14 protein-coding genes and 1 pseudogene are annotated in these 17,183 nt (G+C 39.6%); 13 read left to right on the top strand and 2 right to left on the bottom strand.

Annotated elements, in window-relative coordinates; all coding sequences use genetic code 11:
- From F824_RS27750 to F824_RS0119745, 4 genes and pseudogenes are all read left to right on the top strand, one after another.
- A pseudogene (locus F824_RS27750) lies at positions 1–301 on the top strand (IS110 family transposase); the annotation flags it as partial.
- Between the two features lie 314 nt (positions 302–615).
- The gene (locus tag F824_RS0119770; RefSeq protein WP_026333822.1) at positions 616–1,146 is read left to right on the top strand and encodes a GNAT family N-acetyltransferase; all 531 of its coding nucleotides are present in this window, start codon (positions 616–618) and stop codon (positions 1,144–1,146) included.
- Positions 1,147–1,357: 211 nt separating this feature from the next.
- Positions 1,358–1,753: a hypothetical protein gene (locus tag F824_RS0119765; protein WP_019599672.1), complete on the top strand. Its 396-nt coding sequence runs from the start codon at positions 1,358–1,360 to the stop codon at positions 1,751–1,753.
- Between the two features lie 713 nt (positions 1,754–2,466).
- Positions 2,467–3,006: a hypothetical protein gene (locus F824_RS0119745; protein WP_019599668.1), complete on the top strand. Its 540-nt coding sequence runs from the start codon at positions 2,467–2,469 to the stop codon at positions 3,004–3,006.
- Positions 3,007–3,057: 51 nt separating this feature from the next.
- Here F824_RS0119745 and F824_RS0119740 read toward each other — a convergent pair whose 3' ends face one another.
- Both F824_RS0119740 and F824_RS0119725 read right to left on the bottom strand, forming a co-directional pair.
- Positions 3,058–3,528, bottom strand: a complete 471-nt coding sequence (locus F824_RS0119740) for an NUDIX domain-containing protein (RefSeq protein ID WP_019599667.1) — start codon at positions 3,526–3,528, stop codon at positions 3,058–3,060.
- 821 nt (positions 3,529–4,349) lie between these two features.
- Positions 4,350–4,739 (bottom strand): DUF7793 family protein, encoded by a 390-nt coding sequence (locus tag F824_RS0119725; RefSeq protein WP_019599665.1) that lies wholly within the window; start codon positions 4,737–4,739, stop codon positions 4,350–4,352.
- Positions 4,740–5,228: 489 nt separating this feature from the next.
- On the opposite strand from F824_RS0119725, the gene F824_RS0119720 reads away from it, so the two are divergent.
- The 9 genes from F824_RS0119720 (at position 5,229) to F824_RS0119675 (ending at position 17,078) form a co-directional block, all read left to right on the top strand.
- Positions 5,229–6,137: an NAD-dependent epimerase/dehydratase family protein gene (locus tag F824_RS0119720; RefSeq protein ID WP_026333821.1), complete on the top strand. Its 909-nt coding sequence runs from the start codon at positions 5,229–5,231 to the stop codon at positions 6,135–6,137.
- Between the two features lie 380 nt (positions 6,138–6,517).
- Complete coding sequence (locus F824_RS0119715) at positions 6,518–6,925, top strand: hypothetical protein (RefSeq protein WP_019599663.1); 408 nt, start codon at positions 6,518–6,520, stop codon at positions 6,923–6,925.
- Between the two features lie 155 nt (positions 6,926–7,080).
- A complete protein-coding gene (locus tag F824_RS0119710) occupies positions 7,081–7,926 on the top strand; it encodes an N-acetylmuramoyl-L-alanine amidase-like domain-containing protein (RefSeq protein WP_019599662.1) in 846 nt (281 codons plus the stop codon).
- A 372-nt stretch (positions 7,927–8,298) separates the two neighbouring features.
- A complete protein-coding gene (locus F824_RS26280) occupies positions 8,299–8,871 on the top strand; it encodes a C40 family peptidase (protein ID WP_019599661.1) in 573 nt (190 codons plus the stop codon).
- Between the two features lie 128 nt (positions 8,872–8,999).
- A complete protein-coding gene (locus F824_RS26970; protein WP_019599660.1) occupies positions 9,000–9,392 on the top strand; it encodes a hypothetical protein in 393 nt (130 codons plus the stop codon).
- Positions 9,393–9,694: 302 nt separating this feature from the next.
- Complete coding sequence (locus F824_RS0119695; protein ID WP_019599659.1) at positions 9,695–11,947, top strand: TonB-dependent receptor domain-containing protein; 2,253 nt, start codon at positions 9,695–9,697, stop codon at positions 11,945–11,947.
- A gap of 281 nt (positions 11,948–12,228) precedes the next feature.
- The gene (locus F824_RS0119690) at positions 12,229–12,519 is read left to right on the top strand and encodes a hypothetical protein (protein ID WP_019599658.1); all 291 of its coding nucleotides are present in this window, start codon (positions 12,229–12,231) and stop codon (positions 12,517–12,519) included.
- A gap of 372 nt (positions 12,520–12,891) precedes the next feature.
- Positions 12,892–13,644, top strand: a complete 753-nt coding sequence (locus F824_RS0119680) for a mechanosensitive ion channel family protein (protein WP_161629755.1) — start codon at positions 12,892–12,894, stop codon at positions 13,642–13,644.
- Between the two features lie 314 nt (positions 13,645–13,958).
- Positions 13,959–17,078: a PAS domain S-box protein gene (locus tag F824_RS0119675; protein WP_019599655.1), complete on the top strand. Its 3,120-nt coding sequence runs from the start codon at positions 13,959–13,961 to the stop codon at positions 17,076–17,078.
- The last annotated feature ends 105 nt before the right edge of the window (positions 17,079–17,183 follow it).

Raw genomic sequence — 17,183 nt, 5'->3', positions numbered from 1 at the left:
TAACAAGTTGGCGCTGGCTTTAAGAAATGCTGCAAACACCATTGATAAAACCAAAGATGGGGTGTTGACAAGGTTTTTCAAACGAGTGGCTTATCGCAAAGGAAGGGGAGCTGCCATTACCGCAACTGCCAGAAAGCTGGCAGTAATTATCTGGAACATGATTATAAAAGGAGAAAGATACCAGCCCGGTAATTTAGACCAATACCAAAAAGAAATGAAGGATCGAATGATAGCATCAATTAAAAAAAAGATGCTATCACTGAATATGTCAGCCGATGAGTTAAATGCTGCCCTATCATAAGTTAGATGGAAATATGCGATAGGTTTCCAAATGGGATTGAAACTGAAAGAAAATCAGCCTATTGGAAGAATAATTCCTGACACCAATAGGGTGAAGTCAAAAATAGCCAGCATCCAATTGATTATCAGTAAATTAAAATATTAAATAGCGTTCGTAATGCATAAAACGGGTTAAAACCCTTGACATGCAATGCCAATCCCATTTCAAACGATAGTCAATTAATGACCAGTCGGTTGATTTCATCTTTAAGCACCATTCTAAAACTCATTGTATATTACCTGTCCAATTCTCTTTGGAAGTTTGTTTTTTTATCAATGGAAAATTTAAATATCAAAAAAGCAACCATTGCCGACCTTGACCAATTACAGCAAATTGGCAAACAGACCTTTTTTGAAACTTTCGCCTTCGGCAACACCGAAGAGAATATGAAAACGTATCTTGAAGAAGGTTTTTCAGTAGCCAAACTGACGACTGAACTCAACGACAACAACACGGAAATTTATTTCGCAACACTTGACAACAAAGTAATCGGTTACTTGAAAATCAACTTTGGACAATCGCAAACCGAACTGAAAGACGACAAAGCCCTTGAAATTGAACGCATCTATGTTTTAAAGAATTTTCAGGGAAAAAGCGTTGGACAATTACTTTACGACAAGGCGATTCAAATTGCCCTAAATAAAAATGCTGACTATGTTTGGTTGGGCGTTTGGGAAGAGAACCCGAGAGCAATAAAATTTTACAAGAAAAACGGATTCGTTGAGTTTGACAAACACGTTTTCAAATTGGGCAATGCCGAACAGACCGACTTAATGATGAAACTGAAACTTAGAAATAGCGAATGACCTAAACCATCGTCATTAAGATTGGGCTGGAAGAAATCCAACTCAATCAGCTAGATTTAGCTGAAGGAAATGAAGGAAAAGCAGGGTTTCAATCGTACTCCGACGCAAACGAAGATTCAGAATTGAAATGATAAGAAATCTTCCCAAAAGAGTAGACCTATCAAATGAGGTTAGCATAAATGATTATCAATCCATAAAATAAACACTGTTCATGACAATACACTACAAAAAAAATGAAGTAGCCATGAGTTTGTTCTTAGCAATATTTTGGTTGGCAATTGGAATCTTAAATTTTTGGTTGTTTGAAAGATTGCTGCTTGGCATCACCTGGATTGTTCTTTCCGGACTTTACTTTGTTTTTTATACGAATCAGGTTAAAAACCAATATTTGACCATAGAAGAGGGAATGATCAAGCAGAACTGGCCTTGGGGAAAGAAAATAAAATTGGAAGAGATCAATTCCATCCAACACGCCAAAGAAAAGTATATCCTAAAAACTGAAAAGCAAGTGATGAAGATTAAGGTTAATCTAATTGAAGGCAAATCTCTTGCTGAATTAAATCAGGTATTGGATAAGCTTGATGTGGAATGGAACGATCGGCCATGATCGACAAAGTCATCATTTACCTTTCAAAAACGATTCTCATCCCAATCCTCCTAGACAATAAAAATTGGCTTAATCCAGCACATTTGAAAAATAAATAAATTGGTTAGAAATATTCAGCACCTAAAATTAGCTGATTTTGAGGGTATAAATTTTTCGTTGGTCAGAAGTTTTAATGCAAAAAAACATCTTCATTCGCCACAAGATGCCATCCTTATTCACTACCGATTGACCTTTCAATAAATTTGCGCAGGTGAATTTTACAATAAAGGGTGCCCAATCACTATGGTGCTACTTACCACTATCAGAACCATGGCGCAAGAGCAAACGCCGAAAGAAAACATGGGGATTGAAACTTCAAAAAAATCAGACTGTTTGAAGAATAAGACGGAGCCTCGATAATATGAAATCAAAAATCACAAACAATCCACTGAATATTAGGCGAATTCAGCATAGAATAAAATCAGGGATTTATCGAACGGGTTAAATGAACTATATTTACCATTCAAGCCGAAATAGGCAATAGGTTTCCAAATGGGATTGAAAGGGAAAGAAAATCAGCCTATTGGGAGAATATTTCCTGACACCAATAAAGTGAAATCAAAAATAGTCAGCATCCAATTGATTGTCAATCAATTACAATATTGCCTTGAGTCCGTAATGCATAAAACGGGTTCAAAGCATCCACAGCCGATATGCAAATTTAAGTTTATGTAATGAAAAACGTTTTAAGAGATATTGATGGCTTTATCACACTTTTTTTGAAGTTGATTTTTGTATATGACATTGTTTATTATGTGTTGATGAAACCAATCGAATTATCAGGGTATAAAAGGTATTCTGATGCGCTCATCGCTTCAAAGGAAAAGGATCCTAAATTACACATGAGTGTAAATGGAATATTATTGAAATCTATACGGGAAAAGGATTTCTTAAAAGACGATACAGCAATACTCCTCGCGCTAAAAAATGGCTTTATTAAAGGTTTATTGAAATTAGAATTTGACAAGAATACTGTCTACAAAACCGAAGTAAATGAAGCGTTTTACAGACTCATTAAAAAAGATTTGGCTGAGCTTCATCAATATTTACAAGTCGAAATAGTAGCAGAAGTAAGAAGAAGGCAAATGGTCGCTAAATTATTATTGATTAGCAGTTCATATCTTTGGAATTGCTTAATCGATAGAAGGATGAAAGACCTTTTATTGAAAGTCAATAGAGAAGAAAATGTCAAAATTATTGAAATAAGAAATTGAAACCTGACTCGCCCCACACGAAATCACTGTCGGTTTATCAAAGAAGGTCTCTTACTGATATCTTCTAAATGCTTGTAATGCACACATGGTCCCTTGATCCCATAACAATTCCTTGCTGTCGAGCATTTGTTGAAATTCGGTTTGGTCTACCCATTTGGCATCCGTGATATAATCCTCATCAGGGTTTTCCGGTGGATTTTCCATAACAATCGGATTCTCTGCAATAAAATAATGCATAGGTCTATTGCCAAAAACACGTTCTGATGAGTACAAATGGCAAACTACGGCAGACTGCATTGCTACTTCTTCTGCGAGTTCCTCTATGGCGTGTGTCAGTATATCTTTGTCCACTTTGTCAACCCCTCCACTCACAAATTTCCAGAATTTTCTATCATAGCTGTGAATGTATTCTTGAATTAAAAAAATTTCCTTGGTTTCGGTGTTAAAAGGATACACAATCACAACCTCACGTTCTTTTCTGCTCGGTTTCTCTTTTAATTTTGTTTGGAGTGTTTCTAACATGGATAAAAATAAAATACTAAACAAATAGTCAATTAATTCGCTGGATCGCAAAAATAAGGATAATATTTCCGGAAAAAAATTTGACGCCTTCAAATACTTCCTTAAACATAAAAGATTAAATAATACAGCGCTAAACTTTGCTTAAAATTTGAGATTCTGTTTGATAGGAGAAAAATCCTGAAATTCTTTGACTTAAAATCCAGCCTCAAAACCATCATTAAAATAATAGTGGGAAAACCCGGTATTCCATGATGATGAAATTCCAAAAATCGGGGTTTTGAGAAGGAAAAGCGCTATACATATTCAATATTCCATTAAAAATGAATTCAACTAAAAAATCAACTTTACTTTTATAGATGCTGTTAAGCTACTTTATTCAATATTTAAAAGTCCAATAATGATGTCGTTTGTATGGATAGCTATCCTATTGTTACTTTTGACCATTTCCAATTTCTCCATTCCTTTCAATCTTAGAGTATCACTTATATATCAATATACCACGTTGGCTTAAATTACCGCAGTACAAACCATTCTCATTTACACCACAATTCAAAAGGGTTCTTATTCATGCAATCCTCTCTGCGATCCATAGGAAATGGAAACATGAAGTCGAATACAGGAAACAAAGACTGATAATCGAGCAATTTCAAGTTGAAATGGAATTGGCAATGCATAAAACGGGTCCAAAATAATTTCTCCTCGAAAATTCTTCCAAAATAAAGAATGGAATGCATGTGTAAAAAGGGATTGCTGGGAGATTTTAAAAGGGGTAAATCCACCAGTAATTCAATGGGTTGGGAAACACTTTGCCTCGCAATCCCTCAATCCAGCTCAAAGCTTTTTACCCAAGCCTCAGCCTCTTCTTCATTTTCGAAAACCTGATAGGGCACGGGTTGTTTCTGAAATGAAAAAATCATCTTCAAAATAGCGCGAATCGCTACATTGGGGATAACGTAAGCTGTTCCAACACAATAGTCCTGCATCAGCTCCTTATTTTCTTTCAACCAATTGGCTTGCATTTTTTGATGGGACATGGATGGAATGCCTGCATTCGAGGCATCAAAAATTAAAGCGAGACGTTTGCCAAACCGATAACAGGCTTTTGTTTGATCAAGGTAAGATTGAAAGTTCTGATCGTTGCTTTTGTTCCCGGTAAAACGAATCCGAACAATGGGAAAACTGGATTCATCGATGATTGCGTAAGGTTCCATGCCTGTATCAACCCATTTGAGGAAAAAGAGTTTGAAGGGCGCACCATTCCAAAGATTATTCTGGATTCAATTTTAAACCCCTTGTATGCAATGTCTATTTCATTCAGACCAACTTCATAATCAGTCAGCTGCTCCCTATTTTTGGCTCACCCTGTGGTGTGGCAGCAAATTCTCCAAATAGTGTGATTTTCCTGCCGTTTCAATCCTTATTGTGAAACCTAATGCCTATATCGGGTTAAATTGGCTTCATCATAAATCAAGAAAAGCCAATTTCATTCGCTGGCACACTGCCAATATCGACTGGGAGGCCATGTAACGGATCATTTATTCAGGTGTTAAAGGTGAATCAAAGCAATAAGCCATTGTCATTCACAAAAAAGTACATCAATTTCCCTACATTTATAATCAATTATTGGAAGCAGACATTGTTCCTGTAGCGTACACATGCGCTACGAGGAAAAAATCAAAATCATTATCAAATCAAAAACCATGACCAAAATGCGAATATTCTTTACCGGTGGATCGGGAAAGGCTGGAAAGCACGTGATCCCTTACCTTCTCAATCAGGGTCATCGTGTGATGAATGTTGACCTGGTACCCTTGGATTGTCCGGGTGTGGATAATCTGGTTGCGGACATTACGGATTCCGGACAAATGTTCAATGCCATGAGCTCGTATGCGGGATTGGATGAGCTGGAAGCGGGTAATGGCATTCCAAAGTTTGATGCAGTCGTTCATTTTGCCGCGGTGCCCAGGATCCTGATCAACCCTGACAATGAGACTTTTCGCGTCAATACGATCGGCACGTACAATGTGATCGAAGCAGCGGTGAAGCTGGGCATCAAAAAGATTGTCATTGCTTCTTCGGAAACTACCTACGGTGTCTGTTTTTCAGACGGCCAAACCAACCCGAATGTCTTGCCTTTGGAGGAAGACTATGATGTTGATCCCATGGACAGTTATGGATTATCGAAGGTGGTGAATGAAAAAACTGCACGGAGCTTTCAGCGACGGTCAGGGGTTGATATTTATGCCCTGCGTATCGGAAATGTGATTGAGCCGCACGAATATGCTGAGCTGTTTCCCCATTATTTTAAAAACCCCGAAGTGCGTCGCAGAAATGCCTTCTGTTATATTGATGCGCGGGATCTGGGACAAATAGTGGATTTGTGTTTGCAAAAAGACAACTTGGGTTTTCAGATTTTCAATGCTGGAAACGACCACAACGGTGCGATCATCCCCAGCAAGGAATTGGCTGAGCGGTTTTTTCCCGGCGTGCCCATTACCCGGGAATTGGAAGAACATGAAGCCTTGTTTTCCAATCTAAAAATCAGGGAGGTACTGGGGTTCAAAGAACAACATCACTGGAGTAAATATGTGGAAAGGACGGAATTGTAACGTCCCGTCCTTAAATCCAAAACAGACATGAAATTTGCTATTGGAGTTGAAACGGCGAGAAAATCAGATTGGAAAATCAAATGCATATTTCGGGCTTGACCAACATTCATTATTCTAAGCACAATCAATGCCCGTCACCAGTGGAAGGAAAATTATAAATTAAAAACTCCGTCCATTTGAGTAAGTTTGTTGGGCAGGCAAACACCATCAGTTCTCTCCAGCATGCTGGGAATCACTTGGGAAATCGCAAGCGTTAAATGTGCAAAACGTGCTGTACAACATTCATATAAATGGTTATTCCGACAATAAAACACTTTCTAAGGTTTATACCTCAGGAGAATTTTGAATCAATCGACCGAAGCAACTCATAAAACTATCCGATGACAATTAAAAATAAAACAATTACACAAGGATTTATCATTTCAGGCTTGATGAATTTGACAGTTTTGGTTTTTTCAAGAGGATTTACCAATTCAACTATCCCTGAATTTGACCCCGTTGTGATGTCAAATTTTGGCCTATTGATGATTGTCATCTGGGGCTTGGCCTATATGTCCATTGCAAAAAATTATCACAAAGTGAAATGGCTTGTTGGCGTCTTTGCAGTTGAAAAATTCATATATGGCTATATTTGGATTCAATGGATACTGAATAACAATCTTTCGGATGTGTATAAAAAAGATACCATGGCAGGGCTCTTCTACTCCATTTATGGAATTAATGATTGGATATTTTTTGTATTCTTCCTATTGGTCTTTATTAAAATATTGAAGGGAAACAGGGTTTAAAACTGCAATAACCGCTCAAAGCGCATCCGGATTTGCAGATTTCCTTTAAATCCAAAAAGCCTTGTCATGTTTTTCAAACAAAAATAAATTCCTTACCCAATTTGGGGATTAAGAATTAACTTTTGGTGCCTATTTCAACTTAATCTTACTACCTGATGAAACTGCGTCTGATTGTTTTATACCTCATTATTCTTCCTGTTTGGGTTCAGGGACAAACGGTTTGCTCATTGGAAGACCGTGAGCGGCTTGAATCGGTCATGGCTGAACTTTCTCAAAAAGACCTTTCTGATCAATCCATTCAGGAATTGACGGCAGAAATTGGCAGCACCTTTCTGAAAACACCTTATGTGGAGAAGACCTTGGACCTTCCCGGTGGAGAAAAACTCGTGATTAATCTAACAGGTTTGGATTGTACCACGTACCTAGAAACAGTTGTCACCTTGGCCAGACTTGCCAAAAGAGGAATGCTAACCTATGAAACCTATGAAAAAGAACTCGAGTGGCTTAGGTATCAGGAGGGAATCAGAAAGGATTATTCATCAAGGCTGCATTATTTTTCGGACTGGATTTATCAAAACCAGCAAAAAGGGATCATAAAAGATGTTACTCAAGAAATTGGAGGAACAGTTTATGTCAACCAACCGTCTTTTATGTCCGAAAACCCCAAGTTTTATCCCCAGTTGAGCAATCCTGAGTTTTTGGATCAGATCAAACGCTCTGAGGAAGCGATCAAGTCCAGGACCTATTATTTTTTACCAAAGGCAGAGATCGAAAAATATGAGGAAAACATCATGCCAGGCGATCTGATTGCGATCACCACTTCGATAAAAAATCTGGATATTGTCCATGTAGGTTTTGCTGTGGAGCGCGAAGGCAGAATTCATTTGATGCATGCAAGTTCAAATTCTATGGAGGTTGAAATTTCCCAAAAAACGCTACACGATTATCTCAAGGCCAATACTTCCCAAACAGGGATTATGGTTTGCCGATTGGTGATGTAAACCTCCTGCCTCCAGGCCCAATTTGTTAATTCCCCATTTCAACAACTTATACTTTGTAATCCATTCACTGTTCGCTAGAAAAGCAGCATCTGTCCTTAGGAATATTCAGAATGACACAGAGGATAATACCAGCAGTATTGCCATTTGAAACAACAACATTCTCCACCGAAACTGCTTGACTATTGCGTCCAATAACCCCACGCTATCGCTGATCGAGACTTCCTTTTGAAGCGTCTTATCCTGCCAAGCTGCCCGCAAAAGGTTTTCCGCCTGTGTATTTGGATGAAACAGTCAATCTTCCCTTCCAGCTTCAACAAAGAACTTTTTTATTAGCTTTACATGGTGAATTACATTCAACATCCCCTCTGAAGCATGTCAAACCTCAATAAATCATTTTCTGCAAGATTCAACAAAACTTCGAAATTATTGATCATGGTAGCGGTAGGGACGTTGGCTTTAATCATTTCTTACCATTCTTCCAATGCCAATTTAGACCCAATCGAACCTGAACCCATACAAGAAAAAAGTATGGAGATATCCGCCCCCCAAACAAAAGCAGATTCCCTGGTCACATTCGCGATGTCATTACAAGGGATTCCTTACCAATACGCCGGCAAATCCCTGGAAGGATTTGATTGCTCGGGATTTCTGTACTTTGTCTTTAATAAGTTTGGGATAGCCATTCCTGCCGGATCAGCCAACCAATATTTACTTGGAGAACCTGTTGATGAGGCCGAAATGCAAAAAGGTGATCTGATATTTTTTGTGGGCTATGAAGATGCTGACGACGTTGGCCATTCAGGAATAGTGATTTCAGAAAAAGGAGAAGAAATAAAATTCATCCACAGTTCATCAGGAGGTGATGGACGAGGTGTGACGATCAACAGGCTGGACGAACCCCATTATCGAAATAGGTTTTTGGGACTCAGACGCATTTTATTTTAAAACCCAATTGCTGCAAGAAAACAGTAGCACATGCTGGATAAAAAAACCAGCACGAACGAAAATTAATGCAACAATGTTGAATTTTAAAATCAGGGTTTGTTACTTTTGCGCAGAGAAGAAAAAACTAATTGAAAAAGGCATTTTCCATATTGATGCTGCTCACCCTCCTACTCCCGTCATTCTTCAGGGTAGGTATTTTTGTCCATTTTAAAGCCAACCAGGATTTTATTGCAGAAGTACTCTGTATCAACAAAGACGAACCTTTGTCGGAATGTAATGGCAAATGTTATTTGGGCAAACAGCTCCAAAAAGTGGATCAGAATGAAGGGGAAACCAACGATTTCCAACCCAATCCCAAGACCGAAGAGGTAAGATTTACCCTTTTTACAAGTACCCAACCGAAGCTGACCTTCTGGCTTCTAAAAATGGAAAAACCACAAAATCCATTCCTTCAAAACCCCACTTATAACTTTTTGCATTATGGGGGAATCTTTAAGCCTCCGCAATTCCTTGTTGTTTAACCCGAAACATGCATTTCCATTTTCTGGTGTTGTCGAAACTGCAAGAAAATCAGCCTATTTGGATAATTAGGCTTGTAGCCGATATGGTGAAGTCAATAACAGCAAACAAAGACTGATCACATATCAATTTCAGGCAGGAATAGAATTGGAAATGCACATCACGGGTTTGATTTAATTAAGAAAGTCACGGCTTTCGTGTTTCCAACTCCGGCAAACAAGCTTTTCCGGTGAGATCGGCCATGCATATCTGCATCGCTTGATAGGCAACACCTGATTATTTTTAAAATTTCAAACAGCAAAAAATGAATATAAAAAATATATTGCTTGTTGCACTTCTGTTGCTGACAAGTGAAATTCATGGGCAAAGGGCCGAACAAAACATTCGGCTTCTCGATGCAGACAATGCCATGCCCATTATCGGTGCCACCTTTGAATATGAGCAGCAAAAGGGTGTATCGGACGAGAACGGAACCATTGCCTTTGTTTTCAAAGCAGGTCAATCCATGCGCCTTTCGCATATCATCTACGGTGTCTGGACCCTTGATGCAGATCAGGTACAAAACGCGGTGGAAAACCAAATTTATTACCGAAAAAGCCGGACGGTAAATTTACACCCAGTGACGATTATCGCGATGAAGACGCGGCTGCACTCGGAAGAGTTGGTTTCGCTTGAATACGAAGAGCGCATGGCTCATGATGCAGCTACGATTCTCAACCAGATCCCGGCCTTCAATAGCATTCGAAAGAGTGGCAATTATGGATTTGACCCGGTATTCCGAGGGTTCAAATACGATCAGCTCAACGTGGTCTTGAATGGCGCCCAAAGTGCCACCACAGCTTGTCCCAACAGAATGGATCCTCCCACCAGTCAAATGGCCCCGAACATGATGGATAGAATAGAGATTTTGAAAGGTCCCTATTCCTTGCGCTATGGAACTGGCTTCGGCGCAACGATCAATTTTATACCGGCCAAACTTCGATTTACCGCTACTCCAGAGATGTATGGAAGAGTATCTTTGGGCTATGAAAGCAATGGGAATATTCCTCGCGGAGAAGCCCAAATAGGCTTTAGCGGGGATCAATTTGACCTTAGCCTGTTTGGCTCTTGGTCACAGGGTGATGATTACAAGGCTGGAAACGGCGAAACGGTACAGGCGGATTTTAAAAGAGGAAGCTTTGGCGCCAACCTTGGCATCAAGCTCAGCAGCAAACAGCAACTTCGCCTTTCGGCCGTCAACAACCAAGCCAGGGATGCAGATTTTCCGGCATTGCCCATGGATCTTCGTATCGATGACACCTGGATGTTCAATGCCCGTCATGACATCCAATTCGATAAAGCCAAGCTAAAATCCTGGAATACCACGGTGTTCGGTTCCTTTGTAGACCATCTTATGGACAACCAATTGAAGCCCATAAACCCACGGACAATCAACACCAGTACAAGAGCTGAAACCTATAATTATGGTGGCAGAACCGAAGGAATCTGGAAGTTTGCCAACGGGGATTTGTACGCAGGAGCTGACCTGAGAGTGGAAGGCGCCGAAGGTATCCGAATACGGGAATTCTTAGCGGGCCCGATGGCTGGAAAAACATTTGAGGACAATGCTTGGCAACAAGGACGAATCAGCAAAACTGGCGTATTTGGTGAATATCAATTGATGTCGGACAATTTCAGTTACGTATTCAGTGCCCGCCTTGAGATGAATCAATCCAATATCAATGATCCATCTGTCGAATTCACCAATGTTTATGCTAAAACCCAAGAAATCCAAATCAACCCCAATTTCAGTCTTGGCATCCTCAAGCCCATTGGTGAATCCATCCAAACAGGCCTTTGGCTCGGCAGGGCCCAGAGGAGTGGCAGCCTGACCGAGCGGTTCATCAACTATTTCCCGGTGGGTCAAGACCCCTTCGAAATGATTGGAAATCCACAGTTGAATCCCGAGGTAAACCATCAGGTGGACCTGACCTTTGTCTGGAGCAAAGGGAAAACTGCGATCAATGTTGACCTGTTTGCGGCCTATCTACAAGACTATATTTCCTCGGTGATTGACACCACACTTAGCCCGCGACTTCCAGCCAGTCCAGGAGTCCGAAGGTTTATCAATATTAAGGACGCTTATAAAACCGGCTTTGAAGTGCGCTGGACGCAGCAATTGCCGATTGGTTTGCAGCAGACCCTAGCATTGGCTTATACTTATGCGCAGGATTTGGACGGCAACGAGCCGTTGCCTGAGATTGCGCCATTGGACTTGCGCTATGTCTTGTCTGGAAGCTATCTTCAAAACAAGCTAAAGCCAGAAGCCTCACTTCGCTATGTGACCAGACAGGGCAGGATCTCTCAAGAGTTTGGAGAGACGAAAACCCCATCCTTTTCCCTTTTGGATGTAAAAATAGGCTATTCCTTTACCGACCAATTGATTGGAAAAGTAGGGATCAACAATCTCTTTAACGAAAATTATTACGAGCACCTGAACCGATCCGTGCGTGGAACCAACAGCCCCATTTTTGCACCCGGGCGTAATTTCTTGGTCAACGTAAGTTTTCTTTTCTAAAAACCATTTGGGCCGGGGCATTCAAAATACTCCGGCCTATTTATTTCAAAAATTGCATTTTCATCTCCCTCGTTTGGAATACAAATATTCTTGTTGGCCTGTAATCCCTAAGAAAAACTGATCGAATTGGAGGCTCAGCGATCTGATTAGGAAAACCTTAGATTTGAATTAATACCCCAGGAATTGAAAGGGTGAACCCAAAAAATGCATTCCGTTTTCTAAATGGGTCAAAACTGCATGAAAACCAGACTCTTAAGAGAATAAGACGCAGCAGCGATAAGATGAAGTCAAACACAGGTACCAAAGACCGATTCTTAAGCAATTTCAAGCTGGAATGGGTTGAGAATGCACAAAACGGGTTTAAGTGGCACAATTCCGCTGAGGGCTTTCAGGAAAATAAAATGGAGATGACCTATTTCTTGTCGATTTTGCAACTCATGAATCGCAAGATTGCTCCATCCATTGCAGCCGAAAGGACTGGACTGAATTCACAAGGCAAAACCAAAAAAGGACTAACTAAAATGGAAAAAAAGGGCGTACACAACAATGCTTTTGGAAATAGGGTGACCTAAATACGAAAAGATTCAGAAAATCTCTCTGCTGCTGATGGAAAACCCATAAGTGAGACGCAATCGAACTGAGAAAAACCTTTTGAAAGAGCCCAAAATAAAAATTATGGAGAACAAAGCGCATCGTCTATCTTTGCGGGAGAAGGTCCCGACTGACCAAAAAAACGCGTGTGAAATAAGCCGATTTTGAAAGGCTTGTTCTTGTAAAGGTTAGAAAAATAAGAGGGAAATGAGAAAATACGAGCCATGAAAAAAAATTGGATATTTTTAATAAACGGAACCTTATTGTTAATTATCATTTATCTGAAATTTTTTAACGATACTAGTTCAAAGGTTATTTACGAATACTATCAATTGCAATCCATTTTGGCATTTATGATTTTTTATATCACTGTCAATCTTTTCTCCAATACGGCAAAATATCTGTATTCAAAAAAAAACCATATTGAAAAGGACAAAAAAAACAATGTTCATTTTGGAATAGAAAACATTGCCAATTTCACCATAGGGATAGGGATATTGGTGACATTTTTAAGTGTATTTGGGGTGAATCCCTATGAAATCATCACTTCCTTGACCATCGTCGCGGCGGCTATTGCAATCCTAACCAAGGAGTTTATCATTGACTTTTTGAGCGGAATTTATTTGAGTTTCTCGAATACCTTTGAAATAAATGATTATGTCAAAATAGACAACCAAAAAGGGAAAATTGTAGAGATCAGCATGTTGAAGGTCAAAATCCTCAATGATGACGATGACAGTGTGAGCATTCCAAATTCCAAGGTGCATTTACAGGAAATCATCAATTATACCAAAAGAGATGTCAGGTTGATGAATGTTGACTTTCAAATATCACTTGTGTACTTAAATAGCATTGAACAACTTGAAAAAGAGATCATCCTGTCCCTGAGAAGTTTCAACGAATATATTGAGCCAAAATCTTATAATTTGAAAGTCATAGAAATGAAAAAGGATTATTTGGAGCTCAAATTCCAATACACCTTAAACCTGGTGGACATGGACTTGCAGCGAAAAATCAGAAAAAAAACTATCCGTGAGGTTTTTAATTTTATTTCAAGTCAAAAAGAACATACAAAAGCCAATCATGTAGACGGGCCTGAGCAATAAAGTCCAAGGATATCGGCAAGTTTCACGCGCACAAAATCCACAACATCACCGATATTTGGAATACCGGCCCACATCTGCAAAAGACTCCTTAGTTCCCCCATATACGTTTGGCAATACCCGTCATGCCTACTTTCCTTCAAGTATTTTTCTGGTTTCCCCAAGTATTCTCTAAGTAATACATAATAAAAACACAAATTTAGATAAATTGCCAAACCAAAATAGGCCGAGACGATCCCCCTTCTGCAGAACTTCAGTATCACCAACTGTGGTTATCCGCAAAATGTCCACCTCCATTATCAAGTTTAATGAGCCCGATGAAAAAACCAGATGCTGCGTTTAACGAATCCAAAAGGATAACGAATGTGGACACCTACCATAATTTGGATGCTGCTGACCAACAAGATTTTGATTTTTTGACAGCTATGGCAGTACAAATCTGCGGCACCAAGATTTCTTTGATAAGCATGGTGACTGCAGACAAGCCTTGGATTCTATCACATCACGGGTGGTCAATCCAGGAAACCTCAAATGCCTTTTCTTTTTCCGTGCAGGCCCTCAAAAACCCCAATGAAGTTTTCGTGGTGGAAGATGCCAGAAAGGACGAACGCTTCCAAGACAATCCTGGAGTCGCAAGAGATTCTCAGGTGATTTTCTATGCAAGTGTGCCCATGGTCAATAAAAATGGTATTGCCTTGGGGTCTTTTTGTTTGGTCGATCACGAACCTAAAACATTAACCGAAGAACAACTTAAACTTCTCCAAAACCTCTCTCGACAAGCGCTCAATCTTTTGGAATTCAGAAAGAAGAGAATCGAATATGAATCAGTAAACAAGAAATCAGAACAGAATCTGATATTACTGGAAGAAACCCAGAAAACAAATAAAATCGGAGCATGGGAGCTCGATATCACCACCGAGAAAACTTATTGGACTGAGGAAGTCTATGCCATTCATGATGTGCCGATGGACTTTGACCACAACAAGGTCAATGCGATTGAATTTTACCATCCCAATGATAAGGCATTGATATTCGATGCCATTACCAATGCTATCGAAAATAACCAAAGATTCGATGTAACGTGCCGCCTAATTACTGCCAAAGGCAATCTCAAATGGGTAAGAAGTACTGGTCGAAAATCGGGAGAAAAACTGATCGGTAGCTTTCAGGATATTTCGGAATTCAAAAAGAATGAGTTGAAGTTTCAAGGCATTTTTAACTCCAGTGTTTCGTTCATTGGTTTTTTAAATCCAGATGGCATCCTGCTGGAAGTCAATGAAACGGCTCTAAATATGGCTGGATTAAAAACCAATGATGTGCTCGGTAAATATTTTTGGGACTGCTATTGGTGGCAGATATCCGAGCAGACCAAAGCAGAACTAAAAACCAATTTCCAAAAAGCCCTTGCCGGACAAGTGGTAATGTATGAAGTGGCAATCTGGTCGGTAAATCAAACGCCTATCACATTTTTATTCAGTTTAAAGCCACTTTTTGATGACTTGGGGAACGTGATCTATGTTATCCCAGAAGGCTGGCCTATCCAAGAAATAGTGGACACAAGGTGGCGGAATAAGTCAGTCATCGAAGGCACCAATGTCGGCACTTGGGAGTGGAATGTACAAACAGGGGAGACCGTTTTTAACAAACGATGGGCAGAAATAATAGGCTATTCCTTGGAAGAATTGGAACCCATCTCCATCGATACATGGATGAAATTCGCCCATCCTGATGATCTGATAGAATCCAGTCGAAAACTGAACCTCTGCTTTGATAAAAAAGCTGAATTCTACGAGATGGAAGCCCGTATGCGGCACAAAGACGGGAGATGGATATGGGTATTTGACAGGGGAAAAGTATTTGAATGGATGGAGGACGGAAAACCTCTAAAAATGTACGGAACGCATCAGGACATTACCTTAAGAAAAGAAAAAGAGCTTGAAACCAAATACCAAAAGAACATATTGGATGCGCTCTATGAACTTTCCCCAATAGGCATATCCCTCAATGATTACGAGACAGGAAAATACCTGAATGTAAATCAGAAACTATTGGAACCTTCAGGATATACAAAAGAAGAGTTTCTGAGCTTGAGCTATTGGGATGTGACACCTAAAGAGTATGAAGCGAAGGAGCAGACAGCACTTCTTCAAATGGAAAATTCCGGCCAATACGAGCCCTTTGAGAAAGAATATATCAGAAAAAACGGCACACGCTATCCGGTGCTGTTAAGAGGCATGCTGATAGAGGACTTGTATGGCAAAAAACTGATTTGGTCATTTATCCAAGACATCAGCAAGGAAAAAGAGACAGAAAGAAATCTTCATGAAGCCATCAACCGATTGCATGCGATATTAAAAGCAAGCACACAAGTATCGATAATTGCTACGGATATCAATGGAACAATAACACTTTTTAATTCGGGCTCAGAAAGAATGTTGGGTTACAAGTCTGATGAATTGGTGGGTAAACATACACTTCAAATTCTACACCCAAAAGAGGAAATAGAAGGGCAAGAATTATGGGCTGATGATGGTGAAAAAGCAACCGGTTTTCAGTCCTTGGTACATAAGGCCCGCCAAGGAATCTCAACGACCAAAGAGTGGAGTTATAAAAGAAAAGACGGTAGTATTTTCCCGGTTTTGCATTCGGTGACCGCCATCCGGCAAGATGAAAAAATCATTGGCTACCTGGGAGTCGCTGCCGACATTACCGAATTGAAAACAGCCGAATCAAAAATAAAATCCTTGTTGGCAGAAAAACTAGAACAAAATAATCGACTGCAAAACTTTGCTTTTATCGTATCACACAACTTGAGGTCACACAGTTCAGGTATTTCAGGGCTTTTGGACTTATTAAACGATGAGTCCCCGGAGCTATTTCAAAATGAAATGATGCAATTATTGGTAAGAGGTGGGGATAATTTGAAGCAAACCGTGGAAGATTTAACAGAGGTCGTCAAGGTAAATCTAAACAACAGTGAAAAAAAATCATTTATTGGCTTAAGGAACGTAATAGACAAGAATTTGGAAAGCCTTTCTGCCCAAATAAAAGATTCCGAAACCACAGTTGAAAATTTGGTGGAAAAATCAATAACTGTAATAGGCATAGCTGCTTATCTAAACAGTATTGTACTCAATTTAATCACAAATGCCATCAAATATTGCTCAAAAGAACGCAGAAGTCACCTTAAAATTTATACCCAAATAGAAAATAAATATGTGATCTTGAATTTCGAAGACAATGGTTTGGGTATTGATTTGAATAAACATGGTGACAAGCTATTTGGGATGTACAAAACCTTCCATAAGCACCACGATTCCCGTGGTATCGGTTTATTTATTACCAAAAACCAGATCGAAAGCATGGGAGGAAAAATTGAGGTGGAAAGTAAAGTTAATGAAGGAACTACCTTTAGAATCTATTTACCAAGTGAATAGGCATGACTTGGACTATATTTTTAAAGATAGAAAATCGGGGATACAACACATTCCCGGCATAAGTGTATGGTCCTACCCTATTATTGTCCCCAACAAAAAACAGCA

Source organism: Rhodonellum psychrophilum GCM71 = DSM 17998, from assembly GCF_000381545.1.
Taxonomy (GTDB): Bacteria; Bacteroidota; Bacteroidia; order Cytophagales; family Cyclobacteriaceae; genus Rhodonellum; species Rhodonellum psychrophilum.
Note: the sequence above shows the minus strand (reverse complement) of the source record. Positions and strands in the feature narration are given on the sequence as shown.